This window comes from Gilliamella apis, from assembly GCF_030758615.1.
GTDB classification, from domain to species: Bacteria; Pseudomonadota; Gammaproteobacteria; order Enterobacterales; family Orbaceae; genus Gilliamella; species Gilliamella apis_A.
This window is the reverse complement of record NZ_CP132381.1, coordinates 685,256-702,851: the sequence shown is the minus strand read 5'-3', so window position 1 is coordinate 702,851 and position 17,596 is coordinate 685,256. Positions and strand designations below refer to the sequence as shown.

The following is a 17,596-nucleotide window of genomic DNA, read 5'->3' as shown; positions in this document are numbered from 1 at the left end:
AATTATTTAATAACCTTAGCAACAACACCAGCACCAACAGTACGACCACCTTCACGGATAGCGAAACGTAAGCCGTCTGCCATTGCGATTGGGTGAATTAATGATACTGTCATTTTGATGTTATCACCTGGCATTACCATTTCTACGCCTTCTGGTAATTCAATAGTACCTGTTACGTCTGTTGTACGGAAGTAGAACTGTGGACGGTAACCTTTGAAGAATGGCGTATGACGACCACCTTCATCTTTACTTAGAATATACACTTCTGATTCGAAATCTGTATGTGGAGTGATTGAACCTGGTTTTGCTAATACTTGACCACGTTCGATTTCTTCACGTTTTGTACCACGTAATAATACACCTACGTTCTCACCAGCACGACCTTCGTCTAGTAATTTACGGAACATTTCAACACCAGTACAAGTTGTTTTAGTAGTCGGTTTGATACCAACGATTTCAACTTCTTCACCAACTTTGATTACACCGCGCTCTACACGACCTGTTACTACTGTACCACGGCCTGAGATTGAGAATACGTCTTCGATTGGTAATAAGAATGGTTTATCAATGTCACGCTCTGGTTCTGGAATGTAGCTGTCTAATGCTTCTGCTAATTCTACAATTTTGTCTTCCCATGCTGCATCGCCTTCTAACGCTTTAAGCGCTGAACCACGAATTACTGGTGTATCGTCACCTGGGAAATCGTATTGAGATAGAAGTTCACGTACTTCCATTTCAACTAATTCTAATAATTCTTCATCATCAACCATATCACATTTGTTTAAGAATACGATGATGTAAGGAACACCTACTTGACGACCTAAAAGAATGTGCTCACGAGTTTGTGGCATTGGACCATCAGTTGCTGCTACTACTAAGATAGCGCCGTCCATTTGTGCCGCACCAGTGATCATGTTTTTAACATAGTCGGCATGGCCTGGGCAGTCTACGTGTGCGTAGTGACGAGTTGGTGTATCGTATTCAACGTGTGAAGTATTGATGGTGATACCACGTGCTTTTTCTTCTGGTGCGTTATCGATTTGATCGAATGCACGAGCTTGACCACCGTATTTTTTAGATAATACTGATGTGATCGCTGCAGTTAAAGTTGTTTTACCATGGTCAACGTGGCCGATTGTACCAACGTTAACGTGGGGTTTTGTACGTTCAAATTTTTCTTTAGACATTTATCGTCCCTCAATGTAATACAAATCGGTGGTGATTCACCACATTAACCAAGTATCATATTTAATTTTAACATAATACTAACTTAAAATTAGCTCTGAATGATACCAGATAAAGCCGTCAAGTGACAAGCTCTAAAGCAGTTAAATCTAATTTTTTTAGAAGGTTTAGGAAATTAACAAGAATGGTGCTGATAGGCAGATTTGAACTGCCGACCTCACCCTTACCAAGGGTGCGCTCTACCAACTGAGCTATATCAGCAATTGGAGCGGGCAGCGGGAATCGAACCCGCATCATCAGCTTGGAAGGCTGAGGTAATAGCCATTATACGATGCCCGCATGTTCAAACTCGGCTACCTAAATGCTTCAATTAGCAATTGCTAATGTTAGATAATGGTGGTGGGGGAAGGATTCGAACCTTCGAAGTGTGACACGGCAGATTTACAGTCTGCTCCCTTTGGCCGCTCGGGAACCCCACCCCGAATCATTATAAACTGTTTACTTAGGAAAATGGTGCCGGCTGCCGGAATCGAACTGGCGACCTACTGATTACAAGTCAGTTGCTCTACCTACTGAGCTAAGCCGGCCTAAGTGCTGCGCATTATGTACTAGAACATTTAAGCTTGCAAGCAAAAAAAACATTTTTTTTATTGTTTGATTAAAAAAAAATCAAAAAAACCAAAAAAGATTGATATGTAAACTATTTCAGGGTTTTTTTTAATCAAAAATAACATGTTAAATTATTTCCTTTTTTACGCCTTTTTCGTGGTTTTAGTAGCTGAACCCGCTTTAAAAGCGATATGAGTAGCAATATTTCTATGAATATCACCCTAATCTAGAGGCAATACCATAGCGAGTTTCGAGTAAAATTTGTTCATTTAATAAAATTAAAGAATAAAAAATTAAGACATAAACTATCTTGGATTTTTGCTAATCAAGAATAATTTTTCAAATTATCTCTTTTTAGGCGTTTTTTTCTTAATTATGATTGAAGACATCTTTAGCTATGATGTAAATAGATGCATTTTCGCTAATATCACTCTTATCTTGATACATATGACTATAGTAAATTTAAAGTAGAATTTATTTGTTTCGCAAAATTAAAAAATAAAAAAGCCCGAGATATAAATTATCTCAGGCTTTTGCTAATCAAGAATAATCTTTTAAATTATTTCTTTTTAGGTGCTTTTTTCTTAGTTGTAGTTGCAGCTACACCTTTAGCTGCAGTGTTAACAGCTACATCTTCACTAATGTCACCTTTATCTTGATACGCACGACCATAGTAAGTATCAAGTAGAATTTGTTTTAATTCTGCAATTAAAGGATAACGAGGGTTAGCACCAGTACATTGGTCATCAAATGCATCAACTGCAAGTTGATCGACTTGGGCTAAGAAAGTTTTCTCATCTACACCAAACTCTTTGATAGAGAAAGGAATATCTAGATCTTTTCTTAATTGATCTAACCAGCCAATTAATTTCTCAACTTTCTTCTCGTCTTTATCTGTTGCTACAGTTAAGCCAAGATGTTCAGCAATCTCTGCATAACGTCTTACAGCTTGAGGATAACCATATTGGCTAAATGTACCTTGTTTAGTCGGTTTATCCGTTGCATTAAAGCGAACAACATTACTAATTAGCATCGCATTAGCTACACCATGAGGAATGTGGAATGCCGCACCAATTTTATGAGCAATTGAGTGGCAAACACCTAAGAATGATTGAGCAAACGCAACACCAGCTAAAGTTGCAGCATTATGCACTTTTTCACGAGCGATAGGATTTTTTGCTCCTTCTTTGTAGCTTGTTGGCAAGTAAGCTTTTAATAAGCTTAATGCTTGTAATGCTTGACCATCAGAAAACTCGCTTGCCATAATTGACACATAAGCTTCTAAAGCATGAGTTACCGCATCATAACCACCAGCAGCACAAAGTGATTTTGGCATATTCATAACTAAGTTAGCATCGACAATTGCCATGTTTGGTGTAATTGCATAATCAGCTAATGGATATTTTTGACCAGTTGCATCATCAGTAACCACCGCAAAAGGAGTCACTTCAGAACCAGTACCAGATGTAGTTGTCACACAAATTAATTTTGCTTTTTTACCCATGTTAGGGAAATGACAAGTACGTTTACGAATATCCATGAAACGCAATGCTAATTCATCAAATTTAGTTTCTGGGTGTTCATAAAGAACCCACATAATTTTCGCCGCATCCATTGGTGAACCACCACCTAAAGCAATAACAGTATCCGGTTGGAATGCTGTCATTGAATCAGTACCTTTACGGACGACACTTAATGTTGGGTCAGCTTCAACATCAAAGAAGGTTTCACAAATCACGCCTTGTGCTTCAAGTTGATCAGTAATTTGTTTTGAGTAACCATTATTAAATAAGAATTTATCGGTTACTAAAAATACTCGTTTGGCACCTTGCTCAATCACTTCATTTAAAGCAACTGGAAGCGAGCCACGTTTAAAATAGATAGAACTTGGTAATTTGTGCCATAACATGTTTTCTGCTCTCTTAGCGATTGTTTTCTTGTTGATTAAGTGTTTCGGACCGACATTTTCTGAGACCGAGTTACCACCCCAAGAACCACATCCTAATGTTAAAGATGGCGCTAAATCAAAGTTATACAAATCACCGATACCACCATGAGCAGCTGGTTGGTTGATTAAAATACGACATGTTTTCATTTTACTGCCAAAATAAGCAACACGATCACGATTACTATCTTGATCAGTATAAAGTACTGAAGTATGTCCCATACCACCCATTTCAACAAGTTTTTCAGCTTTATCTACCGCTTCATTAAAATCTTTAGCTTTAAACATAGCTAATGTTGGTGAAAGTTTTTCGTGAGCAAATGGTTCAGATAAATCTACTTTACTTACTTCACCAACAAGTACTTTAGAACCTGCAGGAACTTTAATACCAGCCATTTCTGCAATCTTAGTTGCTGGTTGGCCTACGATATTAGCATTTAAAGCGCCTTTATCATTTAAGATGATACCTTGAACAGCTTTTGTTTCTTTAGCATTTAAAACATAAGCGCCATATTGAGTCAATAAATCACGTACTTCATCATAAACTGAATCAACGACAACAATAGCTTGCTCAGAAGCACAGATCATACCATTATCAAAAGTTTTAGACATAAGTACTGATGCAACAGCACGTTTTAAATCAGCAGTTTCATCGATAATTACAGGGGTATTACCTGCACCAACACCTAATGCTGGTTTACCAGAACTATAAGCGGCTTTAACCATACCTGGTCCACCAGTTGCTAAGATTGCAGCAACATCATCATGATGCATTAAAGCATTTGATAATTCGATAGATGGTTCATCAATCCAACCAATAATATCTTTTGGCGCACCAGCTTTAATTGCCGCATCTAATACAATACGGGCAGCTTCAATAGTTGATTTTTTAGCACGTGGATGTGGTGAAAAGACAATAGCATTACGAGTTTTTAAACTGATTAATGATTTAAAAATTGCGGTTGAAGTCGGGTTTGTAGTCGGCACGATTCCACAAATAATCCCTAATGGCTCCGCTATTGTAATGGTACCATAAGACTCATTTTCAGCAACAACACCACAAGTTTTGTCATTGCGATATTTATTAAGAATATACTCTGCAGCAAATAAGTTTTTAATAACTTTATCTTCTACAATCCCCATTCCTGATTCAGCAACAGCTTGCTGTGCAAGAGGGATTCGAGCTGCAGCTGCGGCTGTTGCTGCTGCCACGAAGATTTTATCAACTTGCTCTTGAGTATAAGTAGAATAAGTTTCCTGAGCTTTTTTAACTCGAGTCATTAACTCATTTAACTCATTCATATTGGTTACTGCCATAGATTTCTCCTTGAAAATTAAAAAATAAACTTGGATCGTTTGGCGTCTTCCTTGAACATATTTAAAGCATATTTATAATAGCAAAACGAAATTGTCGGATATCGTAAATCAGTTTTTTACTTTACACAATAAGATATTTATAAAAAATGAATGTTATTTAAAAGAGCAAATAATTTTGCTGGTTTTTGCTGATTAAAATTCAAAATTTTATTACTTTATTATCAGAGCATTTCAAGAAATGAACAATTTACGATAAGGTAAAAAATATATTTTTAACGTAAATAAATGATAAAAATTATACAATGCTCAACTTATTTAATACATAACTAACCGCTACAAAACCAAATGTTGCCGTAACAGTAGTGATTGCCCCAAAACCTGATTCACAATCCATTTTTTTTGCACCTTGCGCTTGGCTTTTCATTAAGCAAGTTTGGCCATTAGATGCCGGATAAGTCAATTGTTCAGTAGAAAACACACATGGAATAGCAAATTTACCTTTACTATCTTTATTAAGTTTATAATCATTTTTTAATCGCTCGCGCAATTTAGCCGCTAAAGGATCTTGAATTGTTTTCGCTAAGTCAGCGATTTTAATTTGCGTAGGATCTTTTTGTCCCCCGCTCCCCCGATTGTAATGACCTTTAATTTTTGTCGCTTACAATAAGCCAAAACAGCAGCTTTATCTTTGACGCTGTCAATTGCGTCAATAATATAGTCATAACGAGGATGTTGTTTAGAACCCAAATAATCATTAACGTTATCGGCATTAATAAAATCATCTATATCATTAACAACACATTCCGGATTAATCTGTAAAATTCGATCTGCCATAACCGAAGTTTTTGCTTTACCTATATTAGATTTTAAAGCGTGAATTTGACGATTAGTATTGGTAATACAGACATCATCCATATCTATCAAAGTAATTTGTCCAATGCCACTTCGAGCAAGCGCTTCAGCGACCCACGACCCCACACCACCAATACCGATGACACAGACATGAGCTTGAGAGAAACGTTGTAATGCCTGCTCACCATAAAGTCTAGCGATACCACTAAAGCGTTGAAAATAAAGTTCTGTTTTCATCATTATTTATTGATAGTGTTTATGTTTAAACACCATATACTCCTCAAACCTTTTTAGATGAGAATATCTCTTCTCTTTTATTGATAACTTATTCATTAATATTATTCCTATTATACCTTTTCAAGAGTGAAACATTAAATTTGTTTAGAATTATTGATATTGATTGGCATCCCTATAATTGACAATTAACCTGATAATATTTAGTTTAACCAATTGTTTTTAATATAAATAAAGAGCAAGAATTGATTAGTAAATAATATTGCATATATGAACAATTTAGAATAAGCACACTAAACAATGAATCTATGTCATCGATATGCTTTATAATGAGAAATAATTTGCGACTCTGCCATAAAGAAGTATTATCAACAGAGTCACAATAAATTAATTTTTAAAGGAGTGAATTGGAGCAGGAATACGCCCACCACGACTAATAAAATCGCATGAACTAAATTTATTTACTGGCATTACAGGAGCATGGCCAAGTAAACCACCAAATTCAATATTATCGCCTACTTTCAAACCTACAGCTGGGATAATTCTGACCGCCGTCGTTTTATGATTAATTACTCCAATTGCTGCTTCATCAGCAATAATTGCTGAAATAGTTTCAGCTGGCGTATCGCCAGGAATAGCAATCATATCAAGCCCTACAGAGCAAACACAGGTCATGGCTTCTAATTTTTCAAGATTTAGAGCCCCATTGTTTACTGCATCAATCATACCCGCATCTTCTGATACAGGAATAAATGCACCACTTAATCCACCTACATGGCCACAAGCCATTACGCCACCTTTTTTCACGGCATCATTAAGCATCGCTAGTGCAGCGGTAGTTCCATGTGTTCCAACAACTTCTAGTCCCATTTCTTCTAAAATATGTGCTACTGAGTCACCGATAGCTGGAGTTGGTGCCAAAGATAAATCAACAATCCCAAATTTAACGCCTAAACGTTCTGACGCTTCTTTACCTACCAGTTGACCCATACGAGTTATTTTAAAGGCAGTTTTTTTAATTGTTTCAGCAACAACATCAAAAGGCTGACCTTTAACTTTTTCCAATGCTCGCTTAACTACACCCGGCCCACTCACACCGACATTAATCACACAGTCAGCTTCACCAACACCATGAAAAGCACCAGCCATAAATGGATTATCTTCAACTGCATTAGCAAATACCACTAATTTTGCACAAGCCATACTACTATTGTCGGCGGTTAATGCGGCCGCTTCTTTAATAATTTGTCCCATTTGCTTTACTGCATCCATATTAATACCAGTTTGAGTAGAGCCGACATTAACTGAAGAACAAACTCGTTCGGTTTGTGCTAATGCTTGTGGAATTGATTTAATAAGAATTTCATCGCCTTTATGGTAACCTTTTTGCACTAATGCAGAAAATCCGCCTATAAAATTAACACCAACCGCTTTGGCTGCTTCATCGAGTGTTTTAGCAAAGGCAACATAGTCTTTATCGTTACTTGCGCCTGCAATCAATGATATAGGAGTAACTGAAATACGTTTATTAATAATAGGGATACCAAATTCAGAAGTAATTTGATCACCAACTTTAACTAAATCTTTCGCTAATCGCGTAATTTTATCGTAGATTTTTTGACGCGCTTTTGCACCATCACTATCAATACAATCAAGAAGAGATATACCCATGGTTATTGTGCGGATATCAAGTTTTTCTTCCTCTATCATTTTAATTGTTTCGAGGATCTGTTTTGTTTCCATTAGTTCTATCCTTTCGTAAAAATATGAAATTGAGCTTATAAACGATGCATTGCATCAAAAATTTCTTCTCGTTGTATATTCACTTTAACTTTTAACTGCTCACCAGTATGCACCAAAGTATTTTTGACCTCATCAAAAGTGACGTTAATGTTAGATAAATCTAATAACATAATCATGGTAAAATACTCATCCATAATAGTTTGGCTAACATCTAATATATTAATATTTAATTCATATAACTTTTGGCTTATCCCTGCAATAATTCCTGTTTGGTCCTTACCAATTACCGTTAAAATTGTTTTCATCACACTCTCCGCACAAATTTTATACACTTAAAAAATATTTATTGGGTTGTTTATAATAACACCTTCAAAAATTATCTAAATAGGAGTAGATTGTTTTTTTTACGCAAAATAAAAAGCAATAAGATAAAATGAAAGGGCATTATTATGATAAATTTTCAAAAATCCAATAAATTGGACCATGTTTGTTATGACATTCGTGGGCCAATTCTTGAGCATGCCAAAAGGCTGGAAGAAGAGGGTCAAACTATTCTTAAACTCAATATTGGAAATCCAGCCCCTTTCGGTTTTAACGCACCTGATGAATTATTAGTTGATGTCATTCGTAATCTACCTACATCACAAGGGTATTGTGACTCAAAAGGTCTTTATTCTGCTCGTAAAGCGATTATGCAGCACTATCAATCCAGAGGAATTACTAATTTAGATGTAGAAGATATCTATATTGGTAATGGTGTTTCAGAGTTAATCGTTCAATCCATGCAAGCATTACTTAATAGTGGTGATGAAATATTAGTACCAATGCCTGATTATCCACTTTGGACAGCTGCTGTTAGTTTATCTGGTGGCAATGCAGTTCACTATGTTTGTGATGAAGAAGCTAATTGGTCACCTGATTTACAAGATATCAAACAAAAAATTACCCCTAAAACCAAAGGGATTGTGATTATTAATCCAAATAATCCGACTGGAGCGGTTTATAGTAAAGAAGTTTTACTCGAAATAGCCGAAATCGCACGTCAAAATAATTTAATTATTTTTGCTGACGAAATTTACGATAAAATTTTATATGATGATGCTGTACATCATTCGATTGCGGCTTTAGCTCCAGATCTATTTGTTATTACCATGAGCGGTTTATCAAAAACTTATCGAGTTGCTGGTTTTAGACAAGGTTGGATGGCACTATGTGGACCAAAACATCATGTTAAAGGTTATATTGAAGGTCTAAATATGTTAGCTTCAATGCGTTTATGTGCCAATGTACCACTGCAACACGCAATTCAAGGCGCATTGGGTGGTTATCAAAGTATTAACGAATTTATTGTGCCTGGCGGTCGACTCTATGATCAATGTATGTTGGCATGGCGTTTATTAAATGATATTCCTGGCGTTTCTTGTACTAAACCACAAGGTGCTTTATATCTATTTCCAAAACTGGATCAGAAAAAATTTAATATTCATAACGATCAAAAATTAGTTTTAGACTTTTTGTTACAAGAAAAAGTACTGTTAGTACAAGGAAGTGGATTTAATTGGCATAAACCAGATCATGTTAGGATTGTTGCTTTACCTCATACAGGTGAACTACAAGATGCTATAGCTCGATTTGCACACTTTTTATCTAACTATAAACAAGTATAATTTAATTTCTATATATCCCTCTAATTATAATAGAGGGATATTCAAACATTAAAATAATCTATTTTAATATTTCAATAAATTATTTAAATTAATTTACTTAATCTCTACTTAAACTCATTAATTATGATTATCAATTAATAATTGATTAACAGTAACTAATAAAAAAGCGCCAAAAAGGCGCTTTTTTCTAATAAATTATTTAAATGAATTATCTTTTTAATTCAGCTAATTTATTACGAATATTTTCAGCACGTTTTGCTGAAGATGGATGGCTACTTAAAATTGATGCATCACCACCACCTAATTTATCAAATGCAGTTGCAAGACCTGCTGGATTGATTTTTTTCTTAACTAAATAATCAAAAGAGAAATTATCAGCGTCTTGTTCTTGTGATTGAGAGAATTGAGCATTGATAACAGCTTCAGCTAAAGCACCTAAAGAAGATTTAGATAATGAAGCAACTGTTTTGTTACCTGATGCTGCCGCTGCATCACGAGCAATTTCTGTTGCATAAGCAACTTGGATTGCTTTTTTACTATGACCTAAAGCAACGTGACCTAATTCATGACCTAAAACGCCTTGAATTTCATTATCAGTCATCATATCCATTAAACCACTGTAAACACGAACACAGCCATTAGCCATTGCCCAAGCGTTAACATCTTTAGTGATATACACTTTATAGTTAACTGGAGTTCCATTGATATTATTACCAAGAGCTTTAGCAATTTTATTTAAGCGTTTAGTATATGCACTTTTAGCTGGAGCAATTTTTGACTGAGCATCCATTTGAGCACAAGATTTTTGGCTTAATGCTTTCACATCATTATCACTGAGTGTTGCTGCTTGTAAACCTTTCATACCAAGACTAGTTAAATCACTAGCACTCATATTTTTACAGCCGGCTAAAGACATAGCTGCAACTAAAGGTAGTGCAACAAGCAATGTTTTTTGATGTTTTTTCATATCATTTTCCTTATATTAACAGACTTTTCTTTCTTCTAACATTCATGTTAGATGTGTGAAATTTTAACGCAACTTTAATAATAATCAACAAATAATTACTTGCTTCGTAATAATTAGCCATTTAGACTAGTGCCTCTTTTTTTGAGGAACATAATTATGCAACTGTCTGATTTCGATTTTACTCTTCCTAAAGAACTGATTGCAAAATACCCTTCAGAAACAAGAAGTTCTTGTCGATTATTAGCTCTTGATGGCCATTCAGGTAAAATTGAAGATAAAGTATTTACGGATATTATTGATTGTATTAATGCTGGTGATTTACTCATTTTCAATAATACTAAAGTAATTCCTGCACGGTTATATGGAAAAAAAGCATCAGGTGGAAAAATTGAGGTATTGATTGAACGATTGTTAGAGGGAAATCGAGCACTTGCACATATTAAAGCCTCAAAATCACCTAAAATAGGAGCAGAACTCATTTTAGGTGAAAATGATAATATCCAAGTTACCATGGTTGCACGTCATGATGCATTATTTGAGCTACAATTTCCTAACGATGTGCTTAGCATTTTAAATGAAATAGGCCATATTCCATTACCACCTTATATAGATCGCCCTGATGATGCTCAAGATCGTGAAGTATACCAAACCGTTTATAGCAAAGTTCCCGGCGCTGTCGCAGCCCCAACGGCTGGTCTTCATTTTGATAAACCTTTATTAGACAAACTTAAACAAAAAGGTGTTGAGATGGAATTTGTTACCTTACATGTTGGCGCTGGTACATTTCAGCCTGTAAGAGTTGAAAATATTGAAACTCATATTATGCATGCCGAATATGCAGAAGTCCCCGAATCAGTTGTAAAAGCAGTTTTAGACTGTAAAGCTCGCGGAAATAAAGTTATTGCCGTAGGAACAACATCAGTCAGAGCATTAGAAAGTGCAGCACAACTAACTGGAACTATTGCACCTTTTTTTGCCGATACCCGAATATTTATTTACCCGGGCTATCAATTTAAAGTCATTGATTCTCTGATCACTAACTTTCATTTACCTGAATCAACATTGATTATGCTGGTTTCAGCATTTGCTGGCTATGAGAACACTATGAATGCTTATCAGTATGCCGTAAAAGAAAAATATCAATTCTTTAGCTATGGTGATGCAATGCTAATTACTAATAACAAATGATTTATAGCTAAAGTAAAGCATTTATATTCAATAAATTAAAAATAGTTAGTGACGATTCAATCTATCAACAATATTGGATATTCGTTTTATTCTTGATGGATGCGAGGTTGGTTGATTTTCAGAATGAATTGGCATTTTTGTTAACATATTGAGCAAACCAATTGGATCTATATTTTCCCCTACTAATAAGTCAAAAGCATAACTATCCGCTTCAACCTCATATTGGTGTGAGGTTGCTTCTTTTACAATAATCACAAGCTCATGGGCTTTATCTGTAATTTCAATATAAGGAGCTTGTCGAAACAAATTTATTCCATGTTTTAGGACTATATGAGCCTGTTCATGCGCCAGTACTGCTTGTAACTCATTATCTTCAAGTAATTTCATTAAACCACTATTGACTCGAATACAACCATTCGCGGTTGACCAAGCATTCGGTTCAGTATCAATATAAACCTTATAGTTTAACTCAATATTATTTATTTTTTGCGGTAAACTTTGGGCTATTTTAGATAATCGACTATTAAGATGATGATAATTAGGAGGAATAATCGCTCTATTGTCATTTTCAATACAAGCTTGTTGACTAATTGCCAATATATCATGTTCCGATAAGGTTTTAATTCCTTCAGATGAGACTATCGTGGGTGTTATTCTAGTTTGGTTCTGACATCCAACCAACATTAGCATTACAACACATGCGATAAATAAAATAATAGATTTCAATGGTTCGAAAATCCTTACAAATATTGTCTATTTAAGCTTAGCACGATAAACTAAGCAACACTACTTAATGATACAAGTATGTATTATAGCAATAATTGGCGCCAAACTGTTTATTTGGTCGCAAGAGGTTAATATAAAAATGAAATTTGAGTTAGACAATACTGACGGCTTAGCTCGTCGTGGCCGTATGAAGTTTGATCGTCGAGGAGTGGAATATACCGTTGAGACTCCTGCTTTTATGCCGGTTGGTACCTATGGTACAGTAAAAGGTATGACACCCGAAGAAGTAAAAGCAACAGGAGCACAAATCTTATTAGGTAATACTTTCCATCTATGGTTAAGACCTGGACAGGAAATTATGCGCAAACACGGAGATCTTCATGATTTCATGCAGTGGTCAGGACCAATCTTAACCGATTCAGGTGGATTTCAAGTTTTTAGTCTTGGTGATATTCGTAAAATAAAAGAAGAAGGTGTTTATTTTCGTAATCCAATTAATGGGGATTCCATTTTCTTATCGCCTGAAATCTCAATGGAAATCCAATATGATCTTGGTTCGGATATTGTAATGATTTTTGATGAATGTGCTCCCTTTCCTGCTGAATGGGACTATGTCAAAAAATCAATGGAGATGTCTTTACGTTGGGCAAAACGTAGCCGACAACGTTTTGATGAACTAAATAACAAAAATGCATTATTTGGTATTGTACAAGGTGGTATACATCAAGAATTACGTGATATTTCAATTAAAGGATTAACCGAAATTGGTTTTGATGGTTACGCTGTTGGTGGACTTGCTGTTGGTGAACCAAAAGAAGATATGCACCGCATACTTGAAGGAACCTGCCCACAATTACCAGCCGATAAACCACGTTATTTAATGGGAGTAGGAAAACCAGAAGATTTAGTTGAAGGCGTGCGTCGCGGTATCGATATGTTCGACTGCGTTATGCCAACTCGAAACGCTCGTAATGGTCATTTATTTGTTACCAATGGGGTTATAAAAATTCGTAATGCCAAATATAAAGACGATACGACACCATTAGATCCGCATTGTGATTGTTATACCTGTAAAAACTACACTAAATCTTATCTTCATCATTTAGATAAATGCGGTGAAATATTGGGTGCTCGCTTAAATACTATTCACAATTTACGTTATTATCAACGTTTAATGGCTGAAATACGCGAAGCAGTAGCAAATAAACGATATGAAGCGTTTGTTACTGAATTCTATCAACGAATTGGTAAAACACCTGCACCATTAGGTAACCAAACCAAACAAAGTTGATAAATTTTATATATCAACTATTGACACATTATAGTTAGCGCAGTATTATGCGCTTCCTAACGGCGAGTAGCGCAGCTTGGTAGCGCAACTGGTTTGGGACCAGTGGGTCGGAGGTTCGAATCCTCTCTCGCCGACCAATTTAATAAAAAAGCCTACTCAAATGAGTGGGCTTTTTTATTATTACACCGATGCATTTGATTCGAACCGATAAAAGGTTCAAGCCAAGTAGCACGAGACTGCGTTGCTTTAGCAACTACCCGTAAGGCGAGTCAATCCTAGCTCTCGTCGTTCTTTTTATTCACGTCGCTATTAGATTAATTCAAACTTAGAGTATTTCTTTAAACAATTAACTTTCTGGTTAAATTACAAACTATCTCTTAAGCAAATTGTTGGTGTTAGAGTTGAGATTTCAAAATTTGAATGACCACTTTTATCTGTTAATTCATTCAATAATAAATTACCAATATACTCACCTTTTTTCTTTGAAGGTAGAGAAACTGTTGTGAGCGTTGGAATACTTACCTGACTAAATTCACTATTACCAAATCCACAAACAGCTAATTGATAAGGAACTCGAATATGCCGTCTTTGACATTCATAAAGCACACCACATGCCAGCTCATCAGTAGTACAAACTAACGCATCTAATTCAGGCCAATTCAATAAAATATCTGGCAGTAATTCACTACCAGTACTAAAATTAGCTGGTTTAGCAGGATTAATTATTCTATGGGTTGGCAAGTGATTGTTTAACATAGCTTTATGCCAACCATGTAACCGCTGTTGAAAAACATGGCATTGGTGGTTAGCACAAAGTAAACCAATATTGCGATAGCCTTTTTTTATTACCTGTTCCGTCAACATACTCATTGCCAAACTATCATCTACTTCTATATGTATATTAGCCAATTCATCATACTGCTTACCAATATTGAAAGTAGGAATTGTTTTATTGTTTAATATTTTTTCAATAAAATCATCATGTTCAATATAAAAAAGTAATATCGCTTCAAGATTATTACTATAGAGAGTATCTAATAGTTGTGATTCTCGTTTATAAAAATAATAAGATTCAAATATAACTGTGGTATAACCTTCTTTAAGTAAATATGCTTGCAGTGAATTAAGGGCTATGCGGGTTGAATCTTCATAAATTTTTGTAGTAATAACAGCAATAACTTTATTGGCAGAAGCGGATGCTAGCAAGCTAGCTGCAATATTAGGTTTATAGCCTAATGTCTCAACAGCTAATTGGATTTTTTGGCGCAGTTTATCCGATACCTTATCTGGCGTTCGCAATGCTCGTGAAACAGTCATCGTACCAACACCAGCATATTTAGCGACATCAAATAAAGTAGTTTGACCTGTACTTCTGCGTTTTTTGGTATCTTGCATATTCGATCTCAACTAGAGCTAACCAGTAGTTAAATGTATACTCCAAATCCTAAAAACATTAACAATTACAATATGTTAATTAATTAATTTAAATGTTTAATCAAAATAATGAGATTATTATAATATTATGCTATGACCATTTTTTTTCAAATATATATTAAAAATGCTATCTAAATCACAAAATAGAAAAATTATTCACGAAAAAATGATAGCGCTATCACATTTTTGTTCTTTTTAAATTATTATTGTTAGCCAATGTGTTAATTTTCTATTATCGTAATATTAACAAATAATAAATCAGTTTTTCGGAGGTAAAATGTTAAATCAATGGCTAACGGGTCAAACTGTAAAGATTGTTGATTCGGTGAAAGATTGGAAAGAAGCAATTAAGCTTTGTGCTGCTCCATTATTAGAGAACAAATCAATAACACCAAACTATATTGATGCTATCTTTCAATTGCATGAATCTATTGGTCCTTACTATGTATTAGCACCGGGAATTGCAATGCCTCATGCCAGACCCGAACAAGGGGTAAATAATTTAGGTTTATCAATGCTATTAGTTAAAAATGGCGTTAATTTTAATTCAGAAGAAAATGACCCTGTTTATTTAATTACTTTGCTGGCCGCTAGTGATAGCACTAGTCACATCGAAATGTTAACTCAGTTAGCATCATTATTCGCTGAATCAGATGATGTTAATTCAATTTTTAATGCTAAAAATAGCGATGAAATTTTAACAATAATTGATCGTTATTAAATTCAAATCAATTAATAGAAGGATAAATAATATGAAAATTATGGCAGTTTGTGGTTCTGGGCTTGGTAGTAGCTTCATGGTTGAAATGAATATCAAAAAAGTACTCAAAAAATTAAACATTGATGCAGAAGTAACACATGCAGATCTCGCCTCCGCCACACCAGAACAAGCGGATCTTTTTGTGATGACTAAAGATCTAGCTGCAAGCTCTGGCATTCCACAAGATAAATTAGTGGTTTTAAATAATATTATTGATATCAACGATTTAGAACAGAAACTCGTTGAGCACTTTAATAAAGCCTAATTATGAGGTATTGCTATGATTCAAGAAGTAATTAAATTCGTTGTTGATATTTTAAAAGTACCAGCAATACTCGTTGGTCTAATTGCCATGGTTGGGCTATTAGCGCAACGAAAATCATTTGCGGATACAGTTAAAGGAACGGTTAAAACAATTTTAGGATTTTTAGTATTAGGTGGTGGTGCAACAGTTTTAATCAGCGCAATTACTCCATTAGGATTAATGTTTGAAGAAGCGTTTAAACTTCAAGGTATCATCCCTAATAATGAAGCTATCGTTTCAATGGCTTTAAATGAATATGGTACGGCAACAGCATTAATTATGGCATTCGGCATGGTGGCCAATATTATGGTTGCTAGGTTCACATGTTTAAAATATATTTTTCTAACAGGCCATCATACTTTTTATATGGCATGTATGATCAGTATTATTTTGACCGTTGCTGGATTTGAAGGTTGGCAATTAGTATTTACTGGTTCATTAGTTCTCGGCTTGATCATGGCATTCTTCCCAGCTTTAGCCCAACCACAAATGCGAAAAATAACTGGCAATGATGATGTTGCATTCGGTCATTTCGGTACCTTAGGTTATGTATTAGCGGGTTGGCTTGGTTCAGCTTTTGGTAAAGGATCTCGTTCAACTGAAGAAATGAATTTACCGAAAAACTTAAGTTTTTTACGTGATAGTTCAATCTCTATTTCATTAACGATGATGATTATCTATTTAATTTTAGCGATATTTGCTGGCCCTGATTATATTCAAGAAAACTTAAGTAAGGGAGATAATTATTTAGTTTATGCCATTATTGAAGCCATCACATTTGCAGCAGGTGTATTCATTATCCTTCAAGGGGTTAGACTGATTTTAGCCGAAATTGTTCCTGCATTTACTGGCTTCTCAGAAAAATTAGTGCCAAATGCAAAACCAGCTTTAGACTGTCCGGTTGTTTTCCCTTATGCACCAAATGCAGTATTAATTGGCTTTTTATTTAGTTTTCTTGGTGGATTAGTTGGATTATTTGTATTAGGACAACTAAATGCTGTGCTTATTTTACCTGGTGTTGTCCCTCATTTCTTCTGTGGTGCAACTGCAGGGGTGTTTGGTAATGCTATGGGTGGCCGTCGAGGAGCAATGCTTGGTGCATTTGCCAATGGCTTATTAGTTACATTCTTACCAGTACTTTTATTACCAGTTTTAGGGTCACTTGGCTTTTCTAACACAACTTTCTCTGATGTAGACTTCTGTGGTGTAGGCATTATTCTGGGCAATATGGCAAATTGGTTCAATAAAGATATTATTATGGGAATCTTTGTCGCTATTTTTGCTTTGTTAGTTGTACATAATACATTAACAAAACCTAAAAAAAGTAACAATGAAAAATAGATTTTTATCTTTTCATTAAGTAATAATATGATG

13 protein-coding genes, 5 tRNA genes and 1 pseudogene are annotated in these 17,596 nt (G+C 35.1%); 7 read left to right on the top strand and 12 right to left on the bottom strand.

Annotation, left to right across the window (positions count from 1 at the left end; genetic code table 11):
- Positions 1–2: 2 nt before the first annotated feature.
- The 9 genes and pseudogenes from tuf to RAM17_RS03295 form a co-directional block, all read right to left on the bottom strand.
- Positions 3–1,187, bottom strand: a complete 1,185-nt coding sequence (tuf, locus tag RAM17_RS03340) for an elongation factor Tu (protein ID WP_034900851.1) — start codon at positions 1,185–1,187, stop codon at positions 3–5.
- Positions 1,188–1,370: 183 nt separating this feature from the next.
- A tRNA-Thr gene (locus tag RAM17_RS03335) sits at positions 1,371–1,446 on the bottom strand.
- Between the two features lie 3 nt (positions 1,447–1,449).
- Positions 1,450–1,524: transfer RNA gene (locus RAM17_RS03330), tRNA-Gly, on the bottom strand.
- Between the two features lie 55 nt (positions 1,525–1,579).
- A tRNA-Tyr gene (locus tag RAM17_RS03325) sits at positions 1,580–1,664 on the bottom strand.
- Positions 1,665–1,696: 32 nt separating this feature from the next.
- Positions 1,697–1,772 (bottom strand) — tRNA-Thr (locus RAM17_RS03320).
- A 581-nt stretch (positions 1,773–2,353) separates the two neighbouring features.
- The gene (gene adhE, locus RAM17_RS03315) at positions 2,354–5,056 is read right to left on the bottom strand and encodes a bifunctional acetaldehyde-CoA/alcohol dehydrogenase (RefSeq protein ID WP_110448712.1); all 2,703 of its coding nucleotides are present in this window, start codon (positions 5,054–5,056) and stop codon (positions 2,354–2,356) included.
- A 295-nt stretch (positions 5,057–5,351) separates the two neighbouring features.
- Positions 5,352–6,148, bottom strand: a pseudogene (gene tcdA, locus RAM17_RS12495) (tRNA cyclic N6-threonylcarbamoyladenosine(37) synthase TcdA).
- A gap of 381 nt (positions 6,149–6,529) precedes the next feature.
- On the bottom strand, positions 6,530–7,885 hold the full coding sequence (locus RAM17_RS03300) for a PFL family protein (RefSeq protein ID WP_110448710.1): 1,356 nt from the start codon (positions 7,883–7,885) through the stop codon (positions 6,530–6,532).
- Between the two features lie 35 nt (positions 7,886–7,920).
- Positions 7,921–8,190 carry an ACT domain-containing protein gene (locus RAM17_RS03295; protein ID WP_110448709.1) on the bottom strand — a complete coding sequence of 90 codons (270 nt, stop codon included), beginning with the start codon at positions 8,188–8,190 and terminating at the stop codon, positions 7,921–7,923.
- Positions 8,191–8,334: 144 nt separating this feature from the next.
- On the opposite strand from RAM17_RS03295, the gene RAM17_RS03290 reads away from it, so the two are divergent.
- Positions 8,335–9,552 carry a pyridoxal phosphate-dependent aminotransferase gene (locus tag RAM17_RS03290; protein WP_110448708.1) on the top strand — a complete coding sequence of 406 codons (1,218 nt, stop codon included), beginning with the start codon at positions 8,335–8,337 and terminating at the stop codon, positions 9,550–9,552.
- 208 nt (positions 9,553–9,760) lie between these two features.
- Here the strand turns inward: RAM17_RS03290 and RAM17_RS03285 are convergent, their stop codons facing one another.
- On the bottom strand, positions 9,761–10,519 hold the full coding sequence (locus tag RAM17_RS03285) for a M48 family metallopeptidase (protein WP_110448707.1): 759 nt from the start codon (positions 10,517–10,519) through the stop codon (positions 9,761–9,763).
- Positions 10,520–10,675: 156 nt separating this feature from the next.
- Between RAM17_RS03285 and queA the strand changes: the two genes are divergently transcribed.
- Complete coding sequence (gene queA / locus RAM17_RS03280; protein ID WP_110448706.1) at positions 10,676–11,707, top strand: tRNA preQ1(34) S-adenosylmethionine ribosyltransferase-isomerase QueA; 1,032 nt, start codon at positions 10,676–10,678, stop codon at positions 11,705–11,707.
- A gap of 45 nt (positions 11,708–11,752) precedes the next feature.
- On the opposite strand, the gene RAM17_RS03275 is transcribed toward queA, so the two are convergent.
- Entirely contained in the window at positions 11,753–12,433 is a 681-nt protein-coding gene (locus tag RAM17_RS03275; protein WP_110448705.1) for a M48 family metalloprotease, read from the bottom strand.
- Between the two features lie 139 nt (positions 12,434–12,572).
- Between RAM17_RS03275 and tgt the strand changes: the two genes are divergently transcribed.
- The gene (tgt, locus tag RAM17_RS03270; RefSeq protein ID WP_110448704.1) at positions 12,573–13,724 is read left to right on the top strand and encodes a tRNA guanosine(34) transglycosylase Tgt; all 1,152 of its coding nucleotides are present in this window, start codon (positions 12,573–12,575) and stop codon (positions 13,722–13,724) included.
- A 60-nt stretch (positions 13,725–13,784) separates the two neighbouring features.
- A tRNA-Pro gene (locus RAM17_RS03265) sits at positions 13,785–13,861 on the top strand.
- 226 nt (positions 13,862–14,087) lie between these two features.
- On the opposite strand, the gene RAM17_RS03260 is transcribed toward RAM17_RS03265, so the two are convergent.
- A complete protein-coding gene (locus tag RAM17_RS03260) occupies positions 14,088–15,119 on the bottom strand; it encodes a LacI family DNA-binding transcriptional regulator (RefSeq protein WP_110448703.1) in 1,032 nt (343 codons plus the stop codon).
- Positions 15,120–15,435: 316 nt separating this feature from the next.
- Here RAM17_RS03260 and RAM17_RS03255 point away from each other — a divergent pair, with 316 nt between their 5' ends.
- The 3 genes from RAM17_RS03255 to RAM17_RS03245 are packed head-to-tail and all read left to right on the top strand — an operon-like array spanning position 15,436 to position 17,563.
- The gene (locus RAM17_RS03255) at positions 15,436–15,879 is read left to right on the top strand and encodes a PTS sugar transporter subunit IIA (protein ID WP_110448702.1); all 444 of its coding nucleotides are present in this window, start codon (positions 15,436–15,438) and stop codon (positions 15,877–15,879) included.
- 31 nt (positions 15,880–15,910) lie between these two features.
- Positions 15,911–16,183: a PTS sugar transporter subunit IIB gene (locus RAM17_RS03250; RefSeq protein ID WP_034900870.1), complete on the top strand. Its 273-nt coding sequence runs from the start codon at positions 15,911–15,913 to the stop codon at positions 16,181–16,183.
- A 15-nt stretch (positions 16,184–16,198) separates the two neighbouring features.
- Positions 16,199–17,563 carry a PTS ascorbate transporter subunit IIC gene (locus RAM17_RS03245; protein WP_110448701.1) on the top strand — a complete coding sequence of 455 codons (1,365 nt, stop codon included), beginning with the start codon at positions 16,199–16,201 and terminating at the stop codon, positions 17,561–17,563.
- Positions 17,564–17,596: the final 33 nt, after the last annotated feature.

Bases quoted from the DNA above. Each gene is read 5' to 3' on its own strand.
- RAM17_RS03295 (WP_110448709.1), bottom strand. From the start codon at position 8,190: ATGAAAACAATTTTAACGGTAATTGGTAAGGACCAAACAGGAATTATT.
- RAM17_RS03260 (WP_110448703.1), bottom strand. From the start codon at position 15,119: ATGCAAGATACCAAAAAACGCAGAAGTACAGGTCAAACTACTTTATTT.
- RAM17_RS03285 (WP_110448707.1), bottom strand. From the start codon at position 10,519: ATGAAAAAACATCAAAAAACATTGCTTGTTGCACTACCTTTAGTTGCA.
- RAM17_RS03300 (WP_110448710.1), bottom strand. From the start codon at position 7,885: ATGGAAACAAAACAGATCCTCGAAACAATTAAAATGATAGAGGAAGAA.
- tuf (WP_034900851.1), bottom strand. From the start codon at position 1,187: ATGTCTAAAGAAAAATTTGAACGTACAAAACCCCACGTTAACGTTGGT.
- RAM17_RS03255 (WP_110448702.1), top strand. From the start codon at position 15,436: ATGTTAAATCAATGGCTAACGGGTCAAACTGTAAAGATTGTTGATTCG.
- RAM17_RS03290 (WP_110448708.1), top strand. From the start codon at position 8,335: ATGATAAATTTTCAAAAATCCAATAAATTGGACCATGTTTGTTATGAC.
- tgt (WP_110448704.1), top strand. From the start codon at position 12,573: ATGAAATTTGAGTTAGACAATACTGACGGCTTAGCTCGTCGTGGCCGT.
- adhE (WP_110448712.1), bottom strand. From the start codon at position 5,056: ATGGCAGTAACCAATATGAATGAGTTAAATGAGTTAATGACTCGAGTT.
- queA (WP_110448706.1), top strand. From the start codon at position 10,676: ATGCAACTGTCTGATTTCGATTTTACTCTTCCTAAAGAACTGATTGCA.
- RAM17_RS03250 (WP_034900870.1), top strand. From the start codon at position 15,911: ATGAAAATTATGGCAGTTTGTGGTTCTGGGCTTGGTAGTAGCTTCATG.
- RAM17_RS03245 (WP_110448701.1), top strand. From the start codon at position 16,199: ATGATTCAAGAAGTAATTAAATTCGTTGTTGATATTTTAAAAGTACCA.